A 22,293-nucleotide genomic window follows, 5' to 3' on the forward strand; every position below is an offset into this window, starting at 1 on the left:
TTTTTAAAGAACACTTGCTACCGAAGTAGCCAGTCGCTGCCGTTGCAGCTAAACCAGAGAAGTGAAATTATGAAGCAATTTGTTTTTGGTGTCAAGCGTTTATTTTCAAAACATTTAAAACCGAAACCACTTCAAAACCACTCACAAAAATTAATTCTCAAACCTGAAAACTAAGTTTTGTGCTCTTCAGCAAAGAAAGAAACTTTAACATGGTTTTTTAAAACTTGTCAAGATTTATTTTCTTGCCGCCTCACCCTTTCGGATGAATCGCAATCTCCCGTAGAAGACCGCTGCCTTGTGAAGCAAACTGCTTTTCAAACAAGGGAGTGAACTATAGTTCTTTTCCCTGCTGCCTGTCAAACGTTTATTTTACTTGGCTTTCGTTGTTTGAGCTTGGGATCCACCTAGGGAAAACCCGTATGTCTTGCAACGAAGAAACGAAACTATAGCACCATCAATAACGCCCGCACAAGCTCTTTATGACAAATAAATGAAGATTTTATGAAGATATTTTTAAACCCCCATAAATTCAATAGGTTACGGTTTGAAATATTTCCGAGAGACCAGAAGCCCATCACAAAGGACCTGTTCGGAGACTATTCCCACCCTCTCCTAACTAACTAGCTAACCCATCCATCCATCCATCCATCCATCCATCCATCCATCCATCCATCCATCCATCCATCCATCCATCCATCCATCCATCCATCCATCCATCCATCCATCCATCCATCCATCCATCCATCTATCTATCTATAGCCATTGCTTAACAACTGTCATCGACATCTCCTCACACAAATATCACATGCGAGTGGCCAGCACATCGAAATGTTATGCAAAGACTTGCTCATATACAGACAGCAGGATGACCAACAGCTGCAACTTCACTCAACCTTGCATTACTTACGGCATAGATCTGCCGCAACCTCTGCTCATACATCACAAGAATCAGCATGCTCTATCTATATATAGATAGAGTTAAATCACCTCTATATATAGAGCACGTATCGCACACCCACCTTTTCACGCCCACGCACACCTTCCCTTGAGACCACTACATTCTTTTTAGGCAACAGCGCAGGCAAACGACATAGAGCCAATCACCATAAACAAAAGCCCTGCCATCCCCGCCTCTTCCCCTAACCATATTCGCGCCACTATATATGGAGCAGCCATCCGCTTTACGCGATCTACTGATCTCAAACGCTTAGAAAAAGATCATTTACCAAGCCCGGTTTCCTGACTGACTGACTGACTGACTGACTGACTGACTGACTGACTGACTGACTGACTGACTGACTGACTGACTGACTGACTGACTGACTGACTGACTGACTGACTGACTGACTGACCGAAGAAGAAGAAGAAGAAGAAGAAGAAGAAGAAGAAGAAGAAGAAGAAGAAGATGATGATGATGATGATGATGATGATGATGATGATGATGATGATGATGAAGATGATGATGATGATGATGATGATGATGATGAAGATGATGATGAAGATGATGATGATGATGATGATGATGATGATGATGATGATGATGCAGAGAATCACTTGCTGTGTAGTGACCAAGTAGATCAACACAACACAAGCAACCCATCCCTCCACAAACCGAATGCTAGTGAAGCACTAACCTACTAACTATATATAGAGACACTCCCTTCACGCTCATCCACCATTGAAAGCCTCGTTTCAAGACCTCTCTATATAGATAGAACAATGACACTCTACACATCATCCACATCAGCAAAGCCAGCCGTGTGCTTTCGTCATACCTCCCACTACTCATAAGCACAACAACACAGTACATTTTTCCCATATAAAAAGGGGCTCTATATATAGAGCCCCTTTTTTGATCACCACTTCATCTCAAACGCACAACGCACCGCACCAACCCAGCGGCTCACATTACACGTGCATACTTATCTACATTAGGCTTTTTTCAGTCGGCCTCTGAACTGCTCTCGGAACTTACGCAGCTTAGGCTCAATAATGACTCGGCAATAACCCTGCTGTGGATTTCGTTCGTAATATTCATGATGCACCATTTCTGCAGACCAAAAACGGCTAGCAGGACGCAACTGTGTGACCACAGGTGTGGATAATAGCTGCGTTACTTTCTGAATCATTGCCTCAGCCTGATGACGCTGCTGCTGGGATTGGTAAAAAATCACCGACGCATACTGCGCCCCCACATCATTACCTTGTCTATCTAGCGTGGTGGGATCGTGTATGGCGAAAAACACCGCCAACAATTCCTCAAAATCTATACGCTGTGGATCAAAGCGGATTTGCACCACTTCAATATGGCCTGTATGCCCTGCGCAGACTTCTTCATAGCTAGGGTTTTCCAGTTTGCCGCCCGCATAACCTGGCAACACTTGCTCAACACCATCTAACTGCGTAAATGCCGGCTCCAGACACCAGAAGCACCCACCTCCTAATAGAGCGGTTTCTAGCTGTCTGTCTTCATGCTTGTCCATAACTCCTCTCCTGTACTAATCATCACCCTATACATGTGAGCCACGCACAGATAATAGAGCTGACTGATAAAGCTAAAGTGTTAGCCTTCCTCTTATGATACCTAATCTGTAGAGGCGTTAAAGCCCAGCCGGCGCTATTGGACTAAATTCTTGCCTGCATCATGACAAATCACAAAAGGATGAACCGTACAGTACCTAGCCCCCCTCTTTTTATAAGCAAGACTCATATTTTATTTTTTTACATGAAAATTATTCTTATTAATTTTTATAAAAAATTAATCACACCCAATAATTAATATAGTTATATTCTATAAAACTTATTATATTTATTAGTAGATATGCTTTTTACTATATTGATAACTCTTGGCCCTATATCATTCTCAATTTTATCTTTACTTAACACGAAATCGGCCGCACTACAATCCACCACCAGATAATTTCCATCTGTATCGGTAAATGGTACAGCTACGCCATTAATACCTTTTTTCCACTCCCCTGTAGATACACAAAAACCGTGCAACCTATAGTCGCGCAACGCTTGCATGATCCCTTCTTCAGTTTTAGCCCAACCATGTAAATCTAAGTCTCGTAATTGTGCTAATACTGCATGACGCTGCTCCTCGGGCAATCCCGCCAAATAAGCCCTGCCCATAGATGTACTAGCCAGTGGCAAGCGCACACCCACATCACTATGACGCGACTCCAGCACCGAACTACCACGTATGCTATCTATGCATACCATGCTCTGCCTATCCCCCATTCCTACAGAGACTGTAATTTGTGCATATTCAGCTAAGCGCTGTAGCAGCGGTCTGAGCTTATCGCGCACAGGCAAGCTAGACAAAAACACGTGCCCGAAAGACACCACACCTATACCCAATGAGTACTTGGAGAGCTTTGGCGAAAACTCTAAGTAGCCCAACCTCACCAACGTACCGGCCAACCTAGCCACAGAGGGCTTGGGGATACCTGAACGCCGGGACAACTCGGCCACTCCCACGAAACGCTCATCCGTACCAAAACACCTCAACAACTCAAAGCCCCTACCCAGCGCATACACAAAACTGCGTTCTTTAGGGCTATCTGCCAGCCTAATAAAATCGTTCCTCTTATAGCCCCTCTTCATATGGATGATCCCGTAATTATTATCAATTCATTCTTTCATCCAAATAAATTTACAGTCAACGAAAACACCATTTCGTTCCGCCTATCAAAACACAATCATCTAAAGTTTTGCTAGATGGAACTCTATCTCTTTACACAGCCATTACCCTGATTTTCTATCTACCACTTCTACTGCTTATTTATTATTTCAATTTACAAAACCCATAAAAACAAAATAGGAAATCAACATGAAAATAGCGAAGTATTTTCTGACACATACATCAGACATATCCTACAAATAACCGCTTTCCCCTCTGCAATCATCCCACTTTTCTAAGGCATCAGTCTCATCGACACGACCAACAGCCATAGGCAACGTTACCTATGGGGTTTTGATCTATCCGCCACGGTTCTAACTATTGTGGATAACTACTACGTGTAATAGCAGGGAACGAGTGCCATAAACATCTGTCATAATGGTTACTGCCCATCTGACCACAGTCATCTTATGCATGACTTTTGCCTGACCCACACCTAAACACACTATGCTCGTACACCCACAGTTCAATCCCATTGCTCTACAACTTGGCCCCATATCCGTTCATTGGTATGGCTTGATGTACTTAACTGGCTTTGCATTGGTATGGCTGTTAGGTACAGCACGTATACGCAAGGGGTTAGCTCCGGTAAACCGCCAAGGTTTGGAAGATCTGATTTTCTACTGTGTGGCCGGTGTGATTTTGGGTGGACGTTTAGGGTATGTGCTGTTCTATAAACCAGCCTATTACTTGCAGCACCCACTAGAGGTTCTCTACGTCTGGCAAGGCGGCATGGCCTTTCACGGCGGCCTGTTAGGCGTATTGGCTGCTATGGCTCTGTTTGCGTATAAACGCAAAATCAGTTTTTTTACATTGAGTGATTTTCTGGCTCCTCTAGTTCCGCTAGGTTTAGCAGCAGGCCGATTAGGGAACTTCATCAATGGAGAACTGTGGGGAAGAGCCAGCTCTATGCCGTGGGCAATGGTGTTCCCTCAAGCACAAGATGGTATTGCACGACACCCATCCCAACTATACCAAATGGCTTTAGAAGGCATATTGCTGTTTATTATTCTTTGGATATACAGCAGCAAACCACGTGCCACAGGGAAAATTAGCGGACTATTTTTAATGGGATACGGCTTTTTCCGCTTTATTGTCGAGTACACCCGCGAACCAGATAGTTTCTTGGGCTTGCTAACAGCCGGCCTTTCCATGGGCCAGCTGTTGTCATTACCAATGGTACTGGTAGGTCTGTTTATTTTCCTCCGAGCAGGTAAACAGAACCATTCACCGACACACTAACTTGTTCAGTACCACTTTCTAACGGCATGCTTTCTGAACCCATTGCTTTGAATGAGCCAGCATCCCCTGCCATAGCACGCATCATTGGAGGGCGGTAATAGCCGCCCGAACCACCTACGTTCACCTCATTCAGACGAAAGTCTGCATAGCCCATGCTAGATGCAATTTGCTTGGCACGGCTTTGGAAACGTTTGATCGCGTCTTCGGTTAAAGCCTCTTCATGTTTGGCTCGCTCCTCTGGAGAGACCGAAAAACTCAGGCCAGCAATAGGCATGTCTTTAGAAACTTTAGCGGCTAACTCACTGGCTGCAGGTATGTTGGTGGACTCCAACTGCACCTCGGCACGCCCCCTCCAACCCGTAATAGCACCTTTTCTATCACTGTTTGGATAAATACGGTAGTTGCCACTACTAACCTTCACCACTTCTTGTTTACGCCCTTCGGCCAACACAGCCTCTAAGGCTTCACGTAACTTCTTATCAACATTTGCTTGCTGAGCATCATCAAACTCCGCAGCAAGATAAATTGTCACGGTGTCCTGCTCCACCTCAGCAAACGCTTCGGATTGCAGACTGATGACTGGCGGACGCTGTAGTGCTTTAGAGGCTTCTTCCTCATTTGCCATTGCACTTAATGGCAAGGTCAACATCCCATAGGCGGCCAAGATTGCCGCTGCAGCTTTTTTGGGAGAAAGGGTTCGTTTAGTCCGCATAGAAACTCCTTAACAAAAAAAGCCCGTTGCAAAATGCAACGAGCTTTGAAAAATTGCCCCACCTGTGCCGTCAAGGCTGGCATCCTGGGAACCGAGGGTCCAAAGATTGGCCGCCATCATATAAGTTTCGGGTTCGCTATCTTGTAGCGATCGCTCCTGCTTATAAATCCAGCGACCTGAATGCCATAAGCATTGGTTCAAGGAATATATAGCCACGTCACGAACACGGCAGGGACTTACTGGGTGATCCATCGCCATATAGAGCATGGATCGAATCTTTAACGAGCTACAGCCTCTGGACCAACAACTTGATCAATCAACTGATGCATGTCTTCTATTTTACGCTTGAAATCACCTAATGCAAGGTTACTGAGTGGGCCATCCGGAGCGCGCAATGTCAGGAATTCTAAAGCCAACTGTATAGCGACCATGGTAGCGATACGTTCGTTACCTACTATTTTACCGCTATCTTGCACACGCTTCATACGTTTTTCCACATGTGCGACGGCAGATAATAAATCGGCTTTCTCGGAAGGCGCACAAGCCAAGGTGTATTCGCGCCCTAACAGAGTGATATTAATACGTTCCATGTCTTATTCCTGCTCGATATGCCCTGGCAAACGTTGCAACACAGCGGTGACTTGATCACGCGCTTGTTCGGCAACCTGACGCAACTCTTGATTATGGCCTAAGCTAAGTTCCAGTTGGTCCCTCAGCTTCTGGGCTTCATCTTGATGCTGAACCAGCTCTACAAAAAGAGCTTCTTGCACCTGTTCCGCCTGTTTGCGCGCAGCATCAACGTCGGCTTGGTGCCGTACCGAGATTTCTGCCATAGACGTATAGTCGGCTTGCTGCTTGTCTAACTGCTCTCGTAATGACGCGCACTCCCCTTCTAGGGTTTTGATGCGTGACAATAGAGCAGACCGCTCAGACTTGAGCTGGGTGGCGTACGCGGCCAACGCACTAAGTCTATCGGCTAGATGGTTAAGATCCTGGAGCATAGTTATGTAGTAGACGAGTAGTCAGAACCATTCAAAACATGTGCACATCATAACCCTGAACAGCCTAGCGAATGGTAAAAAAGACAGCACAACGCAAAAATCGCCCTGATGCCACACCTTACAATTATTCTAAACTGGACAGGAATGCCTTCACACAGGCATGATCGTAACCCTTAACCTTTTCACTCGTAAATCCCTAGCACAGCGGCTTCACTAGGAGTTCTCCATGCCCTCTATACAGAAAAAAATGTATGCCCCTTTGTCCTCAGCAAAAGTTGCCTTTATAGGTTTGGGGGTAATGGGGTTTCCAATGGCTGGCCACCTTGCGCAAGCAGGCCACCATGTCACCGTGTACAACCGCACCCACAGCAAAGCGCTGGCATGGCAAGCCGAGTTCGGCAACCATGTCGCCACCACTCCTGCCGAAGCAGCACGTGATGCTGACTTTGTGATGTTCTGTGTGGGCAATGACGATGACCTGCGTGAGGTTATTCAAGGTGAGAATGGCGCATTGCTGCATGCTAAAGCAGGTAGTCTATTTATTGATCACACTACCGCTTCAGCTAATGTCGCTCGTGAAATGGCCACAGTTTGTGCAGAAAAATCCGTAGGCTTTATGGATGCGCCTATTTCTGGCGGCCAAAGCGGCGCTGAAGCTGGCAAGCTCAGTATCATGTGTGGCGGCTCTGACGCCAACTTCAAAAAAGCTCTGCCTTATTTGGAACACTACGGCACCATCATAGAATTGCTGGGCGACACCGGCTCTGGCCAACTGTGCAAAATGGTGAACCAAATTTGCGTGGTCAGTGTGATTCAAGGCTTAGCAGAGGCCTTGGCCTTCGGTGAAAATGCCGGATTGGACATGCAACGCGTCGTTAAAGTGATTGGCGGCGGCGCAGCGTCTAGCTGGCAAATGCATAATCGCAGCCAAACTATGCTGGATCGCGAGTTTGATTTTGGCTTCGCCGTTGACTGGGTGCGCAAAGACTTAGGCTTAGTGTTAAACGAAGCCCGCAACAATGGCGCTCGCTTGCCTATCACGGCCTTGATTGATCAACTGTACGCACAAGTACAAGAGCAAGGCGGTGGCCGATTAGATAGTTCTAGTCTGATTACCCTTCTTGGGAAATCGCAAGCCCCACAATCATAAATAAAAAAAGCGACACACCATCTGGTGTGTCGCCATGCTTTGTCATTCAGACGGTAAAATTAGACTTTTAGCTGCTGTCTTTACCTTACCACTGGGATGTAGACGTTGCCTCAAATAACGGGATTCTTGCCTGTGTTTGAACAACAGGCTTGATAGCTCGTTAAGTGCCTGCAAGTACACCTCACGTTTGAAGTCGATGACGGCATCCATAGGAACCCAATATTGGCTCCAACGCCATGCATCGAACTCAGGTGTAGAGGAGGTACGCAAGCTAACATCGCTATCACGTCCCACCATACGCAGCAAAAACCAAATTTGTTTTTGCCCTTTATAGTGGCCGCGTGATTCACGACGTATATAGTGATTGGGAACGTTATACCGTAACCAATCGCGGGTCCGCCCCAAAATACGCACGTGTTCGGGAAGCAAACCAACTTCCTCGTAAAGCTCCCGGTACATAGCTTGCACCGGACTTTCACCGTAGTTGATGCCTCCTTGAGGAAACTGCCAGGCATGTTCCCGGATACGTTTCCCCCAGAACACTTCATTCTTGCGATTTGCCAGAATGATGCCAACATTGGGACGGTAGCCTTCACGGTCTAACATGGGCCACCTCTATGCAAAATTCAATACAATTACTTTAATTATACGTATCACTTGAGTTCACTACCATGCATGCAAGCCAGTATCACATTAATACCTTAAAAGAAGCCCCTACAGAAGCCGAAGTTGCCAGCCATCAGCTGATGACTCGAGCAGGTATGATTCGCCGAGCCGCTGGCGGCGTCTACTCCTACATGCCATTGGGCCTGAAAGTATTGCGCAAGATTGAAAAAATCGTGCGCGAAGAAATGGACCGCGCCGGCGCACTGGAATTGCTCATGCCTGTGGTGCAGCCCGCTGAGCTATGGCAAGAGTCGGGCCGTTGGGATAAATATGGCGCCGAACTACTGAGAATCAAGGACAGACACAATCGTGACTTTATCCTGCAGCCCACCTCAGAAGAGCTGGTAACAGATATTGCGCGTAATGAAATTCATAGCTGGCGTCAGTTGCCTGTGAATTTTTATCACATCCAAACAAAATTCCGTGATGAGCGTCGTCCTCGCTTTGGCTTGATGCGTGGCCGCGAATTCACCATGAAAGACGCCTACTCTTTCGACCGTGATGTGGAATCCGCACAAGCCAGCTACGACAATATGTTCAACGCCTATATGCGTATTTTTGCGCGTCTGGGCTTGGAGTTCCGCGCTGTTGCCGCTGATACCGGTTCTATTGGTGGCTCTCGCAGTCACGAGTTCCAAGTAATTGCTGATACCGGCGAAGATGCTCTGGTATACAACCCAGCAACCGATTACGCCGCCAATATGGAACTGGCAGAAGCAGCATGCTTGATTGCTGAGCGTGCCGCCCCTAGCCGTGAACTAGCCAAAGTCGCTACGCCTGCAGCAGCCAAATGTGAAGCCGTTGCTGAACTGTTAGGTCGTCCACTGACTGACACCGTTAAATCAGTAGTTTTGGCTACAGACATCATTGATGAAAAAACCAAAGCCACCACCACAAAAATCTGGTTGCTATTGATCCGTGGCGATCACGACCTGAACGAAGTAAAAGTATCCAAGCTACCTGGCTTCGAACAAGGTCACCGCTTGGCAACTGAAGCAGAAATCATCGAAGCCTTTGGCTGCAAACCTGGTTTCTTAGGCCCAATCAACACCAAACAGCCAGTAGGCCTAGTTGTAGATAGCACCGTGGCCAACATGCACGATTTCATCTGCGGCGCGAACGAAGAAGACTTCCACTACGATGGCGTGAACTGGGGCCGTGATCTGCCTGAGCCTACCGTTGCTGACTTGCGTAATGTAGTGCATGGCGACCCAGATCCTCGTGGCGGCACCTTGGCTATTCAACGCGGCATTGAAGTAGGTCACGTGTTCTTCTTAGGCGATACCTACTCCAAGAAGCTGAACGCCACGTTCTTGGATAAAGATGGCAAACCAAGCATCATGCAAATGGGTTGCTACGGTATTGGTGTGAGCCGTATTGCTGCTGCAGCAATTGAGCAAAATCACGACGAAAAAGGTATGATCTGGCCACGCGCCATTGCTCCTTTTGAGGTAGTGATTTGTGGCTTGGGTCTGAATAAAAGCGAAACCGCTCGTGCCGAAGCTGAAAAAATCTACCAAGCCCTGAAAGCCAAAGGCGTGGATGTGATTTTTGACGATAGAGATATTCGTCCTGGTGTGATGTTTGCCGACTGGGAACTTATAGGTGTTCCAGTACGCATTACCGTAGGTGAGCGCGGTCTACAAGAAAACATCGTAGAACTGCAAACTCGACGCGATGGCGTAGTGCATAAAATCGCTCCGGATGCCGTGGTAGAAGAGGCCCTGCGCCTACTGGAAACACTATGATACAGATTCGCGTATATTACGAAGACACGGATGCGGGAGGCATTGTATTCTATGCCAACTATCTGAAGTTCTTTGAACGTGCGCGCACTGAATGGTTACGAGGACTGGGCATTAACCAGTCCTCCATGGCAGCAACGACTGGGCAAATATTTGTTGTCAAGAATGTTGAAATACAATATCGAAAACCGGCTGGTTTAGACGATCTGCTAACCATTCAAAGCACCATCCAACACCTTGGGTCTGCCTCCATAACTTTTCAACAAAGCGCATGGCGCGATTCTGAACTGTTATGCGAAAGTAGTGTCCAAGTGGTTTGCGTGGACGCTCAAAATCTGCGACCAGCTAAGTTCAACCCCGAATTACGTTCTACTCTGGAAAAGGCATTAGACTAACCATGCAACCCACAGGCGATCTGTCGCTACTGACTCTACTACTCGATGCCAGCATCCCCGTTCAGCTAGTAATGCTGATTTTGCTCGGTATCTCGATTTTGTCTTGGGCATATATTTTCAGTAAGCGCGCTACGCTGAAGCGCGCTACAGAACAAACCCGAGATTTTGAAGACGATTTCTGGGCAGGTGGTGATCTAAGCGCCCTGCAACAATCTATTGGCTCGCGCCGTGATGAACATGGTTCATTAGCTCGTATTTTTGAAGCAGGGATGGCTGAGTTCTTAAAAGCCCGCCGCACATCCCAACGTGGTGAGGCGCTACTAGACGGCCCTCGACGTGCTATGCGTGCTGCATACCAACGTGAGCTAGATAGTTTAGAAACCAACCTGAGCTTCTTAGCATCTGCCGGTTCGGTCAGCCCGTATATCGGCTTGCTCGGTACCGTCTGGGGGATCATGCACGCGTTCATCGGTTTGTCCGGTGCTCAATCTGCTACTTTGGCCTCGGTGGCTCCAGGTATTGCTGAAGCGCTGATCGCTACAGCTATAGGTCTGTTCGCCGCTATTCCTGCGGTGGTTGCCTATAACCGCTACACCACAGAGATCGATAGACTGTCTATTCGCTTTGACGGCTTCATCGACGAGTTCCTGAATATTCTGCAACGCCAGGTGCAATAAGCATGCCATCCATACGTAACAGTACAGGACGCGGTCGCCGCCGGCTGAAAAATGACATCAATGTGGTGCCTTACATTGATGTCATGTTGGTACTGCTGGTGATTTTCATGGTGACAGCGCCCATGATCACGCCCGGAATTATCGATTTACCTACAGTAGGTCAGGCATCTGAAGTGCCAGCCGTGCCTATTGAGGTACAGATAGACAAAGAAGGACAAGTGTCTTTGCGTTTACGTGAAGGTGGCTCTGAATTCCAAGACGTAGACAAAGCTAACCTGATCGCTGAAATTCAAGCGCTGATGCAAAATGAAAACCCCATCGTTATTGCTGCTGATGGCAAAGTCCCTTATGAAACCGTTATGGAGCTTATGGACCAGCTGCGCAGTCAGGGCTTTACCCGCTTGGGTCTGCTAGTCAATAAAGACGAGTAGGTATGAAACTATTCAAGCACGCATTACGTCAGAACAGTGCACGCACACCAGAGGCCCAAGACGAACGTCGCGGGCTGATGTATGCGTTAATTCTGCACGGCCTGTTGTTGCTTGCTTTGGTCATCAGTCTATTTGCCACACCTCGTTCTCCTAACCCAGTACAGATAGAACTGTGGGCAGAGGGTGACGTGGCAATTGCAGAAAACCAAGACGAGCCCATCACAGAACCCGACGAGCCAGAACCACAACCTGAACCCGATCCTACTCCCGTGGCCCCTAAACCACCGGAAGTGAAGCCCGAACCTACTCCTGCTCCTGCTCAAAGTACGCCTCCTGAAGTAGACCCTGATATTGCTCTGGCTGAAGCCAAACGCAAGAAAGACGAGGAAGACCGCAGAAAAGCAGAGGCAGATCGTAAGGCTCGTGAAGAAGCAGATAGAAAAGCCCGCGAGGAAGCTGACCGTAAAGCACGAGCTGACGCTGAGCAGCGCGCGCGAACCGAAGCCGACCGTAAGGCTCGTGAAGAAGCCGAACAACGAGCCAAAGCCGAAGCTGATCGCAAGGCCCGTGAAGAAGCAGATCAACGCGCCAAAGCTGAAGCTGATCGCAAAGCCCGCGAGGAAGCCGAGCAACGTGCCAAAGCCGAGGCTGATCGCAAAGCCCGTGAAGAAGCTGAGCGTAAAACTCGCGCTGAAGCTGAACAACGTGCCCGCGCCGAAGCACAACGCCGCGCTCGTGAAGAAGCAGAACGCAAAGCCAGAGAAGATGCTTTCCGTGCCGCTATGTTGGGCGATGGACAGCAGATTGCTGGTGCTGCAGGTGGTACATCTAACCGCAACCAAGTTGGTGGCGGTGGTGGTAATGACGGTTACGGCGCTCAGGTTCGTGCCTGCGTTCGTCCTAAGGTCATTTACAATACACCTGCACGCAGTGGAGGTAACAATCCAACACTAAGTTATCGTGCCGATCTGAATAGTGATGGTACGGTACGTAGTGTACGAATACTGAGATCATCGGGTATTGCCCTGTTCGATGATGCAGTACAAAAAGGGATAGCCAAGTGCTCACCCTTCCCAAAACCGCCTAATGGCCGCTATCCTTCGTATATTGATGGCGAATATCGTATGTACGAGTAATCAGGAGAATACCGAACATGACCGCAGCATACTCCGCTAACATCCAGGGCCGCCGCCGTTGGCGCTCCATGTTCGCCGGGCTTGTCGCTCTGGCGGCAGGACTGTTGAGCACCAGCCCAGCCCAAGCTCAGCTCAGGGTGGATATTTCCGGTGTAGGGGCTACACAGTACCCCATCGCCGTGGCTGACTTTGCCAACAACCAGGCATCCCAGTCCGTGGCCGAAGTTATACGTGCCGACCTTAGCCGTTCTGGTCAGTTCCAACTGATCAATACCAACGGCAGCACGTTGGACGTAAACAGTACGGTAGAGCCTAACGATTGGCGTAACCGTGGTGCCGACTATTTGGCATATGGTTCTGTCACGCAAGACGGTGGCCAGTACAAAGTGCAGTACCGTCTGATCGACACCGTTAATAAAAATGAAATGGATGCGATCGCTTTTGCAGGCTCTGAAAAAGAATTAAGACGTGTTTCGCACCAAATTGCAGACCGTATTTACGAAAAAATCACGGGTGTTCGTGGCGTGTTTTCCACACGTATTGCCTATGTGTTACAGAATGGCAACAACTACGAACTGCAAATTGCGGATGCCGATGGCCAGAACCCACAGGTCATGTTGCGTTCTCAGCAACCCATCATTTCGCCTTCTTGGTCACCAGATGGTAGCAAAATTGCGTATGTAAGTTTCGAGACAGAAAAGCCAGTGGTTTACGTGCAAACCTTGGCTACGGGTAAACGTGAACCTGTTGCTAACTTCAAAGGCAATAACAGCGCCCCTGCTTGGTCGCCTGATGGCCAACAATTGGCGGTAGTTTTGTCCCGCGATGGTATCTCTCAGATTTATACCATTAACGCAGATGGTTCCGGATTACGCCGTATCATGCGTTCTCCGCTGATTGATACAGAACCTACTTTCTCGCCTGATGGCAGCTCGTTAGTGTTCACGAGTGACCGTGGTGGTAACCCACAAATTTACGAAGTCCCCGTAAATGGTGGTGATGCTCGTCGCATTACCTACAATGGGAGCTACAATATATCGCCTGAGGTTTCACCCGACGGCAATAACCTTGTTTATATTACACGCAGGAATGGTGCATACCGCGTTGCTATTCAAGATATGGCAACAGGCTCTGAACAACTACTGACAAATGGTTCTGACGACCAGTCTCCAAGTTTTGCGCCAAACGGCATGCAAGTGCTTTACAGCTCGAATCAAGGCGGACGTAGCGTACTGGCTGTAACATCTGTTGACGGACGCGTGCGGCAAACCCTGTCATCATTGAACGGAAGAGTACGTGAACCAACCTGGGGTCCATTTACTAATTAACTCGTTTTCTGTGTGACTCTTTTTTAAAGGAACTCAAATGAGCTCGCGCATTTTTAAAGGTTTTTTATTAGCTTCTATGTCCATGGTATTGGCAGCATGTAGTTCTGTTGCTTTGGACGAAAATGGCAGTGGTACTAGCGGCGGTTCTACTGGCGCATCCTCTGGCCAAATTATGGATCCGTTCAACCCACAAAGCCCTCTGGCACAACAACGCTCTGTTTACTTCGAGTTTGACAGCTATGTTGTTCCTGAGCAGTACCGTGGCCTGGTAGAGATGCACTCCACCTACCTGACTAGCCACCCACAGCAACACATCCGTATTGAAGGTAACGCGGATGAGCGCGGTGGTTCCGAGTACAACTTGGCTCTGGGTCAACGCCGTTCCGATGCAGTTGCTCGCATGATGAGCCTGCTGGGTGTAAACGCCAACCAGATCGAAGCCATCAGCTTCGGTAAAGAGCGTCCTCGTGCTCACGGTAACACCGAAGCCGACTACGCCGAAAACCGTCGTGCAGACATCGTTTACCAGCGTTAATTTTTAAAAGCTGGTTTACACTAACGCCGTGGTGGCAAGTTTGCCCATCACGGCGTTTTTATTGACTCGAGACACTGACATGAAGAACTTGCCTTTACGCCGACTGTTATTGCCCTCCCTCGCTTCGCTGTTTCTCTTTACAGCCGTGCCTGCCCAAGCTTTTGCCGATGACGAAGCTAGACGCGCCATTCTTGAGCTGCGTCAGCAAATTCGTCAAATGAATGAGCAAAACCAACAAGCTCGCCTACGTTTGGCGGACGAAGTGGATATGCTGCGCCAAGAGGTTGCCACATTACGCGGCAAAGTAGAGCAGCTCAGCTGGCAGAACTCCCAAGCCCAAGGTGGCGACACCTCCGAACAGACCATGTTTGACGACCCTCAAGAGCAAGCCGCTTACGAAGGCGCCATGGACCTATACCGTAGTGGACAATATCCGCAGGCCGCTAGCGGCTTTTCTGCCTTTATTGATGCCTACCCAAATAGCCCTCAATTAGACGAAGTACGTTTCTACGAAGGCAGTGCCTTGTATGCCTCACGCAACTTCCGTGGCGCTATCCAGAAGCTGCAAGCACTGGTTAAAGATCGCCCAGGCAGCCCTCGTGCAGCCGATGCGCTGATGGTAGTAGCATCTAGCGAAGTAGAACAAAACGACCTTGCTTCTGCACAAAAAACCTTGCAACGCATCGTCAAAGATTACCCAGGCACAGCTGCTGCGGACACCGCAAAAAGCCGACTGGAACTGCTGCGTTAATCTTGTTAAGTCTCTAAGCGCTCCACCCTTGTGGGGCGCTTTTTCTCACCTGTAGTATTTCAATCATGCTGGAACCCACCGCCTCTTCCCCACTCTACCTAGATCAGGGCTCAGGCTCGCCAGTAGTGCTCGTACATGGTTCGTTATGCGACTACAGGTATTGGCGCTGGCAGTCCAGCGATCTCGCGCGTGTGCACCGTATTATTGCCCCTAGCTTAGCGGGCTACTGGCCTACGCTAGAACTTTCCAAGTTTGATGCACGCCTGCAGGCCCAGTTGCTATTACAACAATTGGATAGCGCATTAGGCACAGACAGCCAGTTCCATATTGTTGGTCACTCACGCGGCGCCGTCGTCACCCTGCTGCTCGCTGAACTTGCTCCAAAGCGATTACTCTCGCTCACATTGGCCGACCCTGGACTCGTGCAGTCAGAAGACGCACCTGCAGCCTCGTATTTACGTGATGCCTGTAACTTGATAGAACAAGGACAGATAGATGCGGGGCTTGCTCTGTTTGTGGATGCCGTGAATGGCGATGGGACATGGCGTCAAATGGTACGTTGGTTCCGAGAAATGGTGCATGACAACGCTCCCACGCTGCTGCCACAATCTACAGAACAACGTTACCTGGTAAATTTGCCTATGCTCGCCAAAACATTACGCTGCCCCGTATTGTTTATGGGGGGACAACATAGTCCCCCGCGCTATGCTGAATGCATACAACAGTTATTGCAGTCCTTTCCTCATGCGTATGAGGTCACCATTGCTCATGCTGCCCATGGCATGAACTTGGCGAATCCTAAAGCATTCAATCACAGCCTATTGCGCTTCCTACAGGCTGTGGATAACCAAACTGCTAGAACAGCAATCACTGAATAAGAAACAGGGCCTTTGAAGGCCCTGTTTTCATCTGCACACTACATTACCTGCTTAGTGTGCATGTTCGTTTCTTGCACCTGCGGCACGCACTTCACATTGTGCTGTAGCCACTTGTTGATTGCTAAACAAGAAACGCATCGTCACGTGCTCACCAACTTGCACTGGGCTTGTGGGTTTCTCTAGCATCGCATGATAGCCACCGGGTACGAAATCCAGTTGTGCACCGGCTGCAATCTCTATTTTTTCAGCCATACGCATTTTTGCCAGACCATCTTCAGTCACTGTTTGGTGCAACATAATGTCGCCATAACGGTCTGATTCAGCGGCCAACAATTGCACCGTCTCGGTGCCTTTGTTCAGTACTTCAAAATACCCTGCGGATGGGGCTGGTGTAGGAATGTTACGGATCCAGCAATGCTGAACTTCCACAGAGGTAGCAGCATGCGCTTGTTGCCACGCAGAACCATGATCCATCATGGCATGACCACCGTGGCCGTGTGCTTGTACACTCATTGCCACACCCAATGCGCCTAGCGCGCTCAAAATCGTTACTGTTTTTTTCATGAGATTTCCTGTTTGATCCAGAGAGATGTGCTCGTTTTGATCGAGCATGAAGCATTCATCGCACATGTGGTGCGGCGATATCACATCAGCAAACAGGTGGAGCCCTTGCCCCTAAAGGCGGCCCAAATCGTCGTGAACACAGTTGTCTTCGTTGGTGTGGCGGCATTAATACCAACCCCAACAACAAGGCACTGGCCATAACGGGCAATATCAGGGAGGGGAGATATTCTTTGCCGTGCCCAGCGCCAAACACACAATCGTGAACAGGGTGGCTGTCATCATCCATGGGGGACGATTGCGCCAAGTGCAAGAAAGCGATATTCTGATTCGACAGGCCATTGACACAAAACGTCAGGGCAGACATGGCCTCTGCACCCAATGGGGCAGGCATAAATCCCACCGGAATAACACCACGCACCAATACCGCTATCAGCAAGCATGCTGTTAGCGAGATTGACATTAAACGCGAGTAAGCTCTATTCCAGTGACGCATAAGTGCAAGTGTACTATGGCAACCCCCTGCCAAATGTAATTCTGGGGGGATGTTTTATCTTCTCTTGTTACCGGTATGACAACGAACGCAATGCAAACTAGCTGGCTGCAGGAACTCCAAGCCTCTGTACGATTAGGGTCCCCGCTGATTCTGACTAACTTGGCGCAAATCGCATTGCTCACTACCAATGTGATTTACATCGGCCACTTAGGTAAAGAGCAACTGGCCTCGGCAACATTGGCGGGTGGTATGTACCAAGCGTGCATGATTTTCAGCTTGGGATTGATCTCTGCCATCATCCCCATGCTGGCCACTACCTTGGGGAAAGATAGACAAAACAAGCACGCTATACGCACCATTATCCACCACGGTTTTTATACAGCGATCTTGGTGTGCTTGCCGTTTTGGATACTGCTATGGAATAGCGAAAGCATACTGTTAATGCTGGGGCAAACACCCGAGGCCGCGGCATTAGCTGGCCATTACATGCACAGCTTGCAATGGGCCCTGCTTCCCTACTTATTCTATCTAGTACTGCGATCGCTACTAGCCGCCTATGAGCGCCCACTGTGGACACTGCTCATCGCAACCCTAGCGATTTTGCTCAATGCTGCTTTGGGCTGGCTGTTAATCTTCGGAAACTTTGGACTACCTGCTCTAGGTATCGCCGGCGCAGGGATTTCCAGTGTGCTCTCTAGCCTGTTCATGTTCGTGGGCATGTTAGTCGTTGCACATAAGCACCCTGAATTTTCATTCTTACAGTTACGCGCACACCGTTGGACTTTTCAACCCGCTTTACAGTGGGAAATTCTGAAATTGGGGTTTCCTATTGCCATCACCTTCACGCTAGAGACCATGGTGTTTTATGCCGCCGTGATCATGATGGGGTTAATTGGTTCTACGTCGTTGGCAGCACATGCCATCACCATGCAGATCTGTACCATCACCTATATGTTTCCACTGGGATTTGGGCAGGTAGCCACAATACGAGTGGGCTTAGCTAACGGTAGAGCGGACCCTAGAGCCGCTGTACGAGCAGGGTGGGCGGCCTATGGCTTAGGGGTAAGCTGCATGGCAATTGCAGCGATACTGATGTGGGGTATGCCTGAACAGCTTATTCGCTTCTTCATTAATATTCATGCCCCAGAAAACCGCGCTGTGATTATCACAGCTACACACTTTATATTCTTTGCTGCCCTCTTCCAGTTAACCGATGGCGCACAAGCTGTAGCCGCGGGGATGCTGCGAGGTTTGTACGACACGCGCACACCTATGCTCTTAGCACTAATTGGCTATTGGTTAATTGGTGTGCCTATTGGCGCTTGGCTAGCCTTCGGTTTAGATATGGAAGGTGTAGGGATATGGATTGGATTGGTATGCGGTCTAACCGTTGTCGCGATCCTGATGACGATGCGCTGGTACCGCTATAGCCAACGCTTACTAGCCCGCCAGCACGTGCGTTAATCCAAAAAGAAAACCTGGCAGAAAATCTGCCAGGTTCGGGTGCTGCCTAATACAAGCCCGTTTCCGAGCGAGGCGGCAGGTATCATAGAAGTTCCTTACGCAATTGCGCAGCAGATTTGGGTGACAACAAGCCTGGAGCCACATCAAATACTGTTTTCGCACCTGCATCACCAGCTTGAGCCAAACGATGTGCTGCACGAGCATAGGCAACCAATACGCTAGAGGTGAACTCTGGATTGCTACCCAAGGTCAGCGAGTACTCTACGATTTGCGATGTACCAGCACCTGACACACCACTACGAATAACAAAACCACCGTGCGGCATAGCTGAATGGTTAGCTTTCAACTCTGCTTCAGTGATGAAATTAACAGTAGTGTCGTAGTCAGAGAAGTAATCAGGCATGGTCACGATTTCGTTACGCACGCGCGCTTCATCTGCACCATTTTCCAACACAACAAAACACTCACGACGGTGTTTTTCACGTGTGCTCAATTCTGGGTTTTCACCACTACGTACACGATTTACAGCGTCTTCAATTGGCAAGGTGTACTGTACGCCAGCTTTTACGCCTTCTACACGACGAATCGCGTCAGAGTGACCTTGGCTTAAGCCTTTGCCCCAGAATGTGTAGGTGTTGCCTTCTGGCAGTACAACTTCACCAGCCAAACGGTTCAGAGAGAACAGACCTGGATCCCAACCTACAGAAATAATAGATACTTTTTTGGTGCGGCTAGCTACAGCATCTACAGCAGCAAAGTATTCAGGAATTTTTGCGTGGGTATCAAAGCTATCAATAGTATTGAACCACTCAGCCAATTGTGGGCCTTGCTGTGGCAGGTCGTTCTTGGAACCACCGCACAGAATCATGACATCCACGTTATCTTTGTGCTGCTCGGCATCATCCAAGCTGTATACCGACACACCAGCTGTCAACGGTTTAACATCCGCAGGATTACGACGTGTAAACACCGCTACCAGTTGCATGTCAGGGTTCTGTCGTAGGGCTAGTTCTACACCACGCCCCAGATTGCCATAACCGGCAATCCCTACTCGAACAGGAGAACTCATCATTTTTCCTTTATCAATAAACACATTAACGGGCGAGTGCCATACGTACTGCAAAGCCGATGAACAACAGCCCTACAGCCGCACTCGCACCGCTAGCCAAACGGCGGCGACGCCTGAACGCGCTGGCCAAACGCGCTCCACCAAAGATCAGTGCTGACAAATACGCCATACTGAATACTTGCAAGAACACCCCCAGCACTAAAAAAGCTAGCCAAGGATGCCCTTTACTGGGATCGACAAACTGAACAAAAAAGGAAACCAAGAACAAAATGGCTTTAGGGTTTAACAGACTAAGCGTAAGCGCTTTGAAGAACCGACTTTCGCCATGTCCTTTTTCAGTACTGATAGTACGCACCTCAACAGTAGGTTGAGGATGCAGTAAAGACCATAGAATACGAACGCCCAAATAGGCGAGATACACCGCTCCGACCAAACGGATGGTATAGAACAAGGCTGGTAAGGTTTGCAGAAGAGAGGCAGCGCCGGCCGCTGTCAAAAACAGCAAAATGCTATCGCCGATAAAAATGCCTGCAGCCGCTTTATACCCGTCACGTACACCATGTGTGGCAGCTGTGGCCAACACGTACAGTGAGTTGGGGCCAGGCAAAAGAATAATCAGGAGCGCACCTGCTAGATAGGTTCCTAAGTTGATTACCCCTATACTCTCGAACACCTGCTTCACCTAACTGGAGTTTTAAAAAACCATATTACTCCAACCTGTGGCAACTCATGATGCACAGCAAAAAAAAACCGGCTCTACGCCGGTAAAAACCCACAAGTATGGTTTTTTCAAAACACGTTACACAGCAGCATCTGCTGTTTCACGCATAGACCCTGTTTGCTCGTAACGCAAATGCCAGGACAATGCCTCTTCTAAGAGGTGGGGTGTGTGACCGCCACGCTGACAGGCGCGCTCAAAGTAAGAAGCCATTGTTTCGCGAAAATCGGGGTGTACACAATTTTCAATAATCTTGACGGCACGTTCACGCGGTGCCAAGCCGCGTAAATCAGCCAAGCCGCACTCAGTAACCAATACATCAACGTCATGCTCGCAATGATCCACATGCGAGACCATTGGTACCACACGACTGATATCACCACCTTTAGCCAGTGACTTCGTCACAAAGATGGATAGGTGTGCATTACGGGCAAAGTCACCCGAACCGCCAATACCATTCATCATGTGTGTGCCACTCACGTGTGTGGAATTCACATTGCCGTAAATATCAAATTCCAAGGCAGCGTTAATCGCGATAATGCCTAATCTACGCACTAGCTCAGGATGATTACTAATCTCTTGTGGACGCAGCACTACCTGATGACGGTAACGCTCTAAATTGTCCATAAATTTGTTCATAACAGGCGCAGTCAGTGTCACCGACGATGCTGACGCAAAGCGCAAATGACCGGAGTCCAACAACGCTACTGCGCTATCTTGCAGTACTTCAGAGTACATGCTGAGATTTTTGAATGACGACTCTGCCAAACCGTAGGTCACAGCATTGGCAATAGAACCAATACCCACCTGCAAAGGCAATAATTCTTCAGTCAGTCGACCTGCCTCTACTTCGCCTTGTAAGAACTGCACAACGTGTGCCGCAATCGCATTGGTTTCAGCATCAGGTGGCGTAGCGGTTGAAGGGCTGTCAGGTGCATCCGTAATTACAATAGCAGCGATACGCTCTGGGTCTACTTTAATAGTAGTTTGGCCGATGCGTTCGGACACTTCAGTAATAGGAATAGGCTGACGATTAGGTCTGTCTTCTGGGATATAAATATCGTGCAAGCCTTCCAGTGCTACAGGCATGCTCAAATTAATTTCCACAATCACTTGCTTGGCTTGAGCCACAAAGTTAGCCGAGTTACCCACCGAGGTTGTAGGCACAATGCCACCATCTTCTGTAATGGCGACCGCTTCAATCACGGCTATATCTACAGGACGGCCACCTTGTGCACGCAACTGCTCAGCAGGTTGCGACAGGTGATAGTCACAGAACAAAACTTCGCCCGCATTGATTTTCTTACGCAGTGTGGAATCCACTTGGAAAGGCGAGCGTTTAGCCAACAGCCCTGCTTCAGCCATCAAACCATCGCTGCCATTACCTAGCGACGCACCAGTCAGCAGATTAATACGCAAAGTTTCCTGTTTAGCACGCTCTGCCAAAGCTACTGGCATCGCTTTACAGTCACCCGCACGGGTAAAACCACTCATACCCACTGTCATACCATCGCTGAATAAGCGCGCCGCCTGCCCAGCAGTCATAACCTTTTGCTCTAGCGATGCTAATCGTATGCGGTCTTTGAACATTCTAATCTCCTGATTCTAGTGATTGTGGAGGCAGAATATCATTGATATTATGAATAAAATGAT

The 22,293-nt window shown here is 48.7% G+C and carries 24 protein-coding genes and 1 other RNA gene; 12 read left to right on the top strand and 13 right to left on the bottom strand.

What is annotated here, in order from left to right; genetic code table 11:
- Positions 1-1,218: 1,218 nt before the first annotated feature.
- The 3 genes from ACLO87_RS11175 to ACLO87_RS11185 all read right to left on the bottom strand — a co-directional run bounded on the left by ACLO87_RS11175 (position 1,219) and on the right by ACLO87_RS11185 (position 3,609).
- A complete protein-coding gene (locus tag ACLO87_RS11175; RefSeq protein ID WP_430223749.1) occupies positions 1,219-1,584 on the bottom strand; it encodes a hypothetical protein in 366 nt (121 codons plus the stop codon).
- A 347-nt stretch (positions 1,585-1,931) separates the two neighbouring features.
- Positions 1,932-2,483 carry a peptide-methionine (S)-S-oxide reductase MsrA gene (msrA, locus tag ACLO87_RS11180; protein WP_135867123.1) on the bottom strand — a complete coding sequence of 184 codons (552 nt, stop codon included), beginning with the start codon at positions 2,481-2,483 and terminating at the stop codon, positions 1,932-1,934.
- Between the two features lie 301 nt (positions 2,484-2,784).
- Positions 2,785-3,609: an IclR family transcriptional regulator gene (locus tag ACLO87_RS11185; protein WP_430223750.1), complete on the bottom strand. Its 825-nt coding sequence runs from the start codon at positions 3,607-3,609 to the stop codon at positions 2,785-2,787.
- A 523-nt stretch (positions 3,610-4,132) separates the two neighbouring features.
- Here ACLO87_RS11185 and lgt point away from each other — a divergent pair.
- Positions 4,133-4,927, top strand: a complete 795-nt coding sequence (gene lgt, locus ACLO87_RS11190; RefSeq protein WP_430223751.1) for a prolipoprotein diacylglyceryl transferase — start codon at positions 4,133-4,135, stop codon at positions 4,925-4,927.
- Here lgt and ACLO87_RS11195 read toward each other — a convergent pair.
- The 4 genes from ACLO87_RS11195 to ACLO87_RS11210 all read right to left on the bottom strand — a co-directional run bounded on the left by ACLO87_RS11195 (position 4,881) and on the right by ACLO87_RS11210 (position 6,640).
- Positions 4,881-5,639: an SIMPL domain-containing protein gene (locus ACLO87_RS11195; RefSeq protein WP_430223752.1), complete on the bottom strand. Its 759-nt coding sequence runs from the start codon at positions 5,637-5,639 to the stop codon at positions 4,881-4,883. The genes lgt and ACLO87_RS11195 overlap by 47 nt on opposite strands.
- Positions 5,640-5,690: 51 nt before the next feature.
- Positions 5,691-5,877, bottom strand: a non-coding RNA gene (ssrS, locus tag ACLO87_RS11200) — 6S RNA.
- Between the two features lie 40 nt (positions 5,878-5,917).
- Positions 5,918-6,229, bottom strand: a complete 312-nt coding sequence (locus ACLO87_RS11205; RefSeq protein WP_135863549.1) for a cell division protein ZapA — start codon at positions 6,227-6,229, stop codon at positions 5,918-5,920.
- Between the two features lie 3 nt (positions 6,230-6,232).
- Entirely contained in the window at positions 6,233-6,640 is a 408-nt protein-coding gene (locus ACLO87_RS11210) for a hypothetical protein (RefSeq protein ID WP_135863548.1), read from the bottom strand.
- A gap of 226 nt (positions 6,641-6,866) precedes the next feature.
- Here ACLO87_RS11210 and ACLO87_RS11215 point away from each other — a divergent pair, with 226 nt between their 5' ends.
- Positions 6,867-7,790, top strand: a complete 924-nt coding sequence (locus ACLO87_RS11215; protein ID WP_430223753.1) for an NAD(P)-dependent oxidoreductase — start codon at positions 6,867-6,869, stop codon at positions 7,788-7,790.
- A 42-nt stretch (positions 7,791-7,832) separates the two neighbouring features.
- Here the strand turns inward: ACLO87_RS11215 and ACLO87_RS11220 are convergent, their stop codons facing one another.
- Positions 7,833-8,396 carry an RNA pyrophosphohydrolase gene (locus tag ACLO87_RS11220; RefSeq protein WP_135863546.1) on the bottom strand — a complete coding sequence of 188 codons (564 nt, stop codon included), beginning with the start codon at positions 8,394-8,396 and terminating at the stop codon, positions 7,833-7,835.
- A gap of 65 nt (positions 8,397-8,461) precedes the next feature.
- Between ACLO87_RS11220 and ACLO87_RS11225 the strand changes: the two genes are divergently transcribed.
- The 9 genes from ACLO87_RS11225 (at position 8,462) to ACLO87_RS11265 (ending at position 16,332) form a co-directional block, all read left to right on the top strand.
- Positions 8,462-10,204 carry a proline--tRNA ligase gene (locus ACLO87_RS11225; protein WP_135863544.1) on the top strand — a complete coding sequence of 581 codons (1,743 nt, stop codon included), beginning with the start codon at positions 8,462-8,464 and terminating at the stop codon, positions 10,202-10,204.
- Positions 10,201-10,596, top strand: coding sequence for a tol-pal system-associated acyl-CoA thioesterase (gene ybgC, locus ACLO87_RS11230; protein WP_135863542.1), 396 nt, complete (start codon positions 10,201-10,203; stop codon positions 10,594-10,596). Before ACLO87_RS11225 ends, ybgC begins: the two co-directional genes overlap by 4 nt.
- 2 nt (positions 10,597-10,598) lie before the next feature.
- Positions 10,599-11,273, top strand: a complete 675-nt coding sequence (tolQ, locus tag ACLO87_RS11235; RefSeq protein ID WP_135863540.1) for a protein TolQ — start codon at positions 10,599-10,601, stop codon at positions 11,271-11,273.
- 2 nt (positions 11,274-11,275) lie between these two features.
- Positions 11,276-11,704 (top strand): protein TolR, encoded by a 429-nt coding sequence (gene tolR / locus ACLO87_RS11240; protein WP_135863538.1) that lies wholly within the window; start codon positions 11,276-11,278, stop codon positions 11,702-11,704.
- Between the two features lie 2 nt (positions 11,705-11,706).
- On the top strand, positions 11,707-12,840 hold the full coding sequence (gene tolA / locus ACLO87_RS11245) for a cell envelope integrity protein TolA (protein ID WP_430223754.1): 1,134 nt from the start codon (positions 11,707-11,709) through the stop codon (positions 12,838-12,840).
- Between the two features lie 17 nt (positions 12,841-12,857).
- A complete protein-coding gene (gene tolB, locus ACLO87_RS11250; RefSeq protein ID WP_135863534.1) occupies positions 12,858-14,168 on the top strand; it encodes a Tol-Pal system beta propeller repeat protein TolB in 1,311 nt (436 codons plus the stop codon).
- Between the two features lie 37 nt (positions 14,169-14,205).
- On the top strand, positions 14,206-14,703 hold the full coding sequence (gene pal / locus ACLO87_RS11255) for a peptidoglycan-associated lipoprotein Pal (protein WP_135863532.1): 498 nt from the start codon (positions 14,206-14,208) through the stop codon (positions 14,701-14,703).
- Between the two features lie 79 nt (positions 14,704-14,782).
- Entirely contained in the window at positions 14,783-15,454 is a 672-nt protein-coding gene (ybgF, locus tag ACLO87_RS11260) for a tol-pal system protein YbgF (RefSeq protein WP_135863531.1), read from the top strand.
- A gap of 65 nt (positions 15,455-15,519) precedes the next feature.
- Complete coding sequence (locus ACLO87_RS11265) at positions 15,520-16,332, top strand: alpha/beta fold hydrolase (protein ID WP_430223755.1); 813 nt, start codon at positions 15,520-15,522, stop codon at positions 16,330-16,332.
- A 51-nt stretch (positions 16,333-16,383) separates the two neighbouring features.
- Here the strand turns inward: ACLO87_RS11265 and ACLO87_RS11270 are convergent, their stop codons facing one another.
- A complete protein-coding gene (locus ACLO87_RS11270) occupies positions 16,384-16,896 on the bottom strand; it encodes a copper chaperone PCu(A)C (protein WP_168246832.1) in 513 nt (170 codons plus the stop codon).
- Between the two features lie 85 nt (positions 16,897-16,981).
- The gene (locus ACLO87_RS11275; protein WP_135863526.1) at positions 16,982-17,356 is read right to left on the bottom strand and encodes a hypothetical protein; all 375 of its coding nucleotides are present in this window, start codon (positions 17,354-17,356) and stop codon (positions 16,982-16,984) included.
- 108 nt (positions 17,357-17,464) lie between these two features.
- On the opposite strand from ACLO87_RS11275, the gene ACLO87_RS11280 reads away from it, so the two are divergent.
- On the top strand, positions 17,465-18,853 hold the full coding sequence (locus ACLO87_RS11280) for an MATE family efflux transporter (RefSeq protein ID WP_430223756.1): 1,389 nt from the start codon (positions 17,465-17,467) through the stop codon (positions 18,851-18,853).
- Between the two features lie 82 nt (positions 18,854-18,935).
- Here the strand turns inward: ACLO87_RS11280 and ACLO87_RS11285 are convergent, their stop codons facing one another.
- From ACLO87_RS11285 to ACLO87_RS11295, 3 genes are all read right to left on the bottom strand, one after another.
- On the bottom strand, positions 18,936-19,922 hold the full coding sequence (locus ACLO87_RS11285) for a diaminopimelate dehydrogenase (RefSeq protein WP_135863553.1): 987 nt from the start codon (positions 19,920-19,922) through the stop codon (positions 18,936-18,938).
- A 25-nt stretch (positions 19,923-19,947) separates the two neighbouring features.
- Entirely contained in the window at positions 19,948-20,595 is a 648-nt protein-coding gene (gene leuE / locus ACLO87_RS11290) for a leucine efflux protein LeuE (RefSeq protein WP_135863522.1), read from the bottom strand.
- Positions 20,596-20,721: 126 nt separating this feature from the next.
- Positions 20,722-22,230, bottom strand: coding sequence for an acetyl-CoA hydrolase/transferase family protein (locus ACLO87_RS11295; RefSeq protein WP_135863521.1), 1,509 nt, complete (start codon positions 22,228-22,230; stop codon positions 20,722-20,724).
- Positions 22,231-22,293 lie beyond the last annotated feature (63 nt).

Origin of the sequence: Paenalcaligenes sp. Me52, from assembly GCF_050487965.1 — a bacterium.
Classification (GTDB): Bacteria; Pseudomonadota; Gammaproteobacteria; order Burkholderiales; family Burkholderiaceae_B; genus Paenalcaligenes.

Excerpts from the sequence above, each read along its gene's own strand:
- ybgC (WP_135863542.1), top strand. The coding sequence starts at position 10,201 with ATGATACAGATTCGCGTATATTACGAAGACACGGATGCGGGAGGCATT.
- pal (WP_135863532.1), top strand. The coding sequence starts at position 14,206 with ATGAGCTCGCGCATTTTTAAAGGTTTTTTATTAGCTTCTATGTCCATG.
- tolR (WP_135863538.1), top strand. The coding sequence starts at position 11,276 with ATGCCATCCATACGTAACAGTACAGGACGCGGTCGCCGCCGGCTGAAA.
- tolB (WP_135863534.1), top strand. The coding sequence starts at position 12,858 with ATGACCGCAGCATACTCCGCTAACATCCAGGGCCGCCGCCGTTGGCGC.
- ACLO87_RS11265 (WP_430223755.1), top strand. The coding sequence starts at position 15,520 with ATGCTGGAACCCACCGCCTCTTCCCCACTCTACCTAGATCAGGGCTCA.
- msrA (WP_135867123.1), bottom strand. The coding sequence starts at position 2,483 with ATGGACAAGCATGAAGACAGACAGCTAGAAACCGCTCTATTAGGAGGT.
- ybgF (WP_135863531.1), top strand. The coding sequence starts at position 14,783 with ATGAAGAACTTGCCTTTACGCCGACTGTTATTGCCCTCCCTCGCTTCG.
- ACLO87_RS11275 (WP_135863526.1), bottom strand. The coding sequence starts at position 17,356 with ATGTCAATCTCGCTAACAGCATGCTTGCTGATAGCGGTATTGGTGCGT.
- ACLO87_RS11295 (WP_135863521.1), bottom strand. The coding sequence starts at position 22,230 with ATGTTCAAAGACCGCATACGATTAGCATCGCTAGAGCAAAAGGTTATG.
- ACLO87_RS11195 (WP_430223752.1), bottom strand. The coding sequence starts at position 5,639 with ATGCGGACTAAACGAACCCTTTCTCCCAAAAAAGCTGCAGCGGCAATC.
- ACLO87_RS11205 (WP_135863549.1), bottom strand. The coding sequence starts at position 6,229 with ATGGAACGTATTAATATCACTCTGTTAGGGCGCGAATACACCTTGGCT.
- ACLO87_RS11285 (WP_135863553.1), bottom strand. The coding sequence starts at position 19,922 with ATGAGTTCTCCTGTTCGAGTAGGGATTGCCGGTTATGGCAATCTGGGG.
- tolA (WP_430223754.1), top strand. The coding sequence starts at position 11,707 with ATGAAACTATTCAAGCACGCATTACGTCAGAACAGTGCACGCACACCA.
- ACLO87_RS11225 (WP_135863544.1), top strand. The coding sequence starts at position 8,462 with ATGCATGCAAGCCAGTATCACATTAATACCTTAAAAGAAGCCCCTACA.
- ACLO87_RS11185 (WP_430223750.1), bottom strand. The coding sequence starts at position 3,609 with ATGAAGAGGGGCTATAAGAGGAACGATTTTATTAGGCTGGCAGATAGC.
- lgt (WP_430223751.1), top strand. The coding sequence starts at position 4,133 with ATGCTCGTACACCCACAGTTCAATCCCATTGCTCTACAACTTGGCCCC.
- ACLO87_RS11215 (WP_430223753.1), top strand. The coding sequence starts at position 6,867 with ATGCCCTCTATACAGAAAAAAATGTATGCCCCTTTGTCCTCAGCAAAA.
- ACLO87_RS11280 (WP_430223756.1), top strand. The coding sequence starts at position 17,465 with ATGACAACGAACGCAATGCAAACTAGCTGGCTGCAGGAACTCCAAGCC.
- tolQ (WP_135863540.1), top strand. The coding sequence starts at position 10,599 with ATGCAACCCACAGGCGATCTGTCGCTACTGACTCTACTACTCGATGCC.
- ACLO87_RS11210 (WP_135863548.1), bottom strand. The coding sequence starts at position 6,640 with ATGCTCCAGGATCTTAACCATCTAGCCGATAGACTTAGTGCGTTGGCC.
- ACLO87_RS11270 (WP_168246832.1), bottom strand. The coding sequence starts at position 16,896 with ATGAAAAAAACAGTAACGATTTTGAGCGCGCTAGGCGCATTGGGTGTG.
- ACLO87_RS11220 (WP_135863546.1), bottom strand. The coding sequence starts at position 8,396 with ATGTTAGACCGTGAAGGCTACCGTCCCAATGTTGGCATCATTCTGGCA.